Genomic DNA, 2,915 nt, shown 5'->3' with positions numbered 1-2,915 from the left:
GCTCGGGGATGCTCGTGGACGTCCCCGGCCCCGCCACCCGCCCCGCGCGCCGCCCGGCGGCCCCCCGCTCGCGCCTGCCCTGGCCGGATGGGTGCGCCCCGATGAGCCGCCCCCGCTCGTCGACGAGCGACAGCCGCTCACCCACCGGGTCGAACCGCACCCCGAACGCGGCCCGCGCCGACGCCACGATCTCCCCGAGCCGTACGAGCCCGGCCCGCCTGGTCTCCGCCGACTCCGTGGGCCTCGACTCGTCGAGACCCGGATTGATCACCAGCGAATCCACCTGGAGCCGGCCGAGGAGGCTCGGCAGAACGAGCCCCGCACTGCCGTTGGAGGCGTCCACGACGACCTTCAGACCGGCCTCGGCGATCCCGGACGTGTCCACGTTCCGTAGCAGCGAGCCGGTGTACGAGTCGAAGACGCTCGCCGGGAAGGTGAGGTCACCGATCTCGCCCGGGAACGCCCGCCGGTACTCCTGACGTGCGAAGACCCGGTCCAGCTTGCGCTGCCCGGCCTGCGAAAGATCCGCACCCCGCTCGTCGAAGAACATGATGTCCACGGAGTCCGGCACGCCGGGCGAGGTCCGCAGCATGATCCCGCCGGCGCTTCCCCGGGCGGTCTGCTGCCGCGCCACCGGCAGCGGTACGTTCTCCAGGTCGCGCACGTCGATGGCGCTGGCCTGGAGCGCCGAGATCACCGCCCGTTTCAGCGCTCGGGCACCCCTGGAGTGGTCACGCGCCGTGGTGACGGTCGCGCCCTTCTTCAGCGTCGTGGCGTACGCCCCCGCCAGCCGCACGGCCAGCTCGGGCGTGATCTCCACGTTCAGGATCCCGGAGACCCCGCGTGCCCCGAAGAGATGGGCCTGGCCCCGGGACTCCCAGATGACGGAGGTGTTGACGAAGGCGCCGGCCTCGATGGTCTTGAAGGGGTAGACCCGGACGTTCCCCTGAACGATCGATTCCTCACCGACGAGGCATTCGTCGCCGATGACGGCACCGTCCTCGATCCGGGCGGCCCGCATGATGTCGGTGTTCTTCCCGATCACACAGCCGCGCAGATTGCTCTGCTGCCCGATGTAGACGTTGTCGTGGATGACGGCCTTGTGAAGGAACGCGCCGCTCTTGACGACCACGTTCGAGCCGATGACGGTGTGCTCGCGGATCTCGGCTCCCGCCTCGACCTTCGCGTAGTCACCGATGTACAGCGGCCCCCGAAGGACGGCGTCGGGAGAGACCTCCGCGCCTTCCGCCACCCACACACCGGGCGAGATCTCGAAGCCGTCGAGCTCGACGTGGACCTTTCCTTCGAGCACGTCGGCCTGCGCCTTCACGTAGCTCTCGTGAGTACCGACGTCCTCCCAGTAGCCCTCGGCGACATAGCCGTAGATCGGCTTGCCTTCCTTCATGAGCTGCGGGAAGACATCACCCGACCAGTCGACAGAGGTGTCGGCCTCGACGTAGTCGAAGACCTCGGGCTCCATGACGTAGATGCCCGTGTTCACCGTGTCCGAGAAGACCTGGCCCCAGGTCGGCTTCTCGAGAAAGCGCTCGACCTGTCCTTCCTCGTCGACGATCGTGATGCCGAATTCCAGGGGATTCGGCACACGCGTCAGACAGACGGTGACGAGGGCGCCCTTCTCTTTGTGGAAGGCGATCAGATCGGTGAGGTCGAAATCGGTGAGTGCGTCTCCCGAGATGACGAGGAAGGCGTCGTCCTTCAGCGCTTCCTCGGCGTTCTTCACACTCCCCGCGGTGCCGAGGGGTTTCTCCTCGTTGGCGTACGTGAGCTCCATTCCGAGCTCCTCGCCGTCACCGAAGTAGTTCCTGACGAGCGAGGCGAGAAACTGCACGGTGACGACGGTCTCGGTGAGACCGTGCCTCTTGAGCAGTCGCAGGACGTGCTCCATGATCGGCCGGTTGGCGACCGGCAGGAGAGGCTTGGGCATGCTCGAGGTCATCGGGCGAAGTCGGGTACCTTCGCCACCGGCCATCACGACGGCCTTCATGTCGGAAGCGTCCTCCTTGAAGAGACGACGGTCCTGCCGACTTCACCAGTCCTTCAGTGGCCCGAGGGCGTCCTCGTTCATGCCGGCGACGTTGCACGGCACAGGACAGACGGGCTCAATCGGCCGCGGTATCCGCCTTGACGAGTCGACGGACCTGGACCACGTAGAGGATCCCTGCCCACCAATAGAGAGTTGTACCCCATCCTGCGAAGGCCCACCCGAAAACTTCAGCGAGTGACGAAAGCCAGCCCGTTCCGTCACTGAGCAGCAGCAAGGGGAACGCGTACATCAAGTTGAATGTCGCAGCTTTCCCGAGGAAGTTCACCTGCGGCGGCGGATAGCCGTGCCGGCGGAGGATACCCACCATCACCAGCAGCATCAACTCGCGGGCGAAAAGGGCGAGGGTCAGCCAGAGTGGCAGGATCTCCCGCCAGGTGAGGCCCACGAGGGTGGAAACGATGTACAGCCGGTCGGCGGCGGGGTCGAGGAGCCGGCCCAGGCTGCTGACCTGGTTCCAGCGCCGGGCGAGCTTACCGTCGAGATAGTCGCTGACGCCGCTGAGCATCAACACCAACAAGGCCCAGCCATCGCTGTTCGGACCGCCGAACACAGGTCGCAGAATCAGCCACAGGAAGAGCGGCACGCCGACGAGGCGAGCCATGCTCAGGATGTTGGGGATGGTGAGGACCCGGTCCGTCTGAACGCGAGTCTCCTGGACCTCCACCCGGGGGCCTCCTGTGGGAACGTGCCAATGATGCCCCCTGACCTTACCCTCAGCCATGACGAGCCTGTACACAGGGGGTCGCATGCCCCCTGAACGCAAAAATGCCTCAACCCCCGGACAGAGTCCGGGGGTTGAGGCTAAAGATTGTTCGGCGGCGTCCTACTCTCCCACAGGGTCCCCCCTGCA

The 2,915-nt window shown here is 66.3% G+C and carries 2 protein-coding genes; both read right to left on the bottom strand.

Annotation, left to right across the window (positions count from 1 at the left end; all coding sequences use genetic code 11):
* Window positions 1-2,005 (bottom strand): sugar phosphate nucleotidyltransferase (locus tag ACFVZW_RS26560; protein WP_384526028.1); only part of this gene is annotated, 2,005 nt, incomplete at its 3' end.
* A 115-nt stretch (window positions 2,006-2,120) separates the two neighbouring features.
* Window positions 2,121-2,729: a CDP-alcohol phosphatidyltransferase family protein gene (locus tag ACFVZW_RS26555; RefSeq protein WP_376446678.1), complete on the bottom strand. Its 609-nt coding sequence runs from the start codon at window positions 2,727-2,729 to the stop codon at window positions 2,121-2,123.
* Window positions 2,730-2,915: the final 186 nt, after the last annotated feature.

The organism is Streptomyces sp. NPDC059567, from assembly GCF_042735655.1.
Taxonomy (GTDB): domain Bacteria; phylum Actinomycetota; class Actinomycetes; order Streptomycetales; family Streptomycetaceae; genus Streptomyces.
Note: the sequence above shows the minus strand (reverse complement) of the source record. Positions and strands in the feature narration are given on the sequence as shown.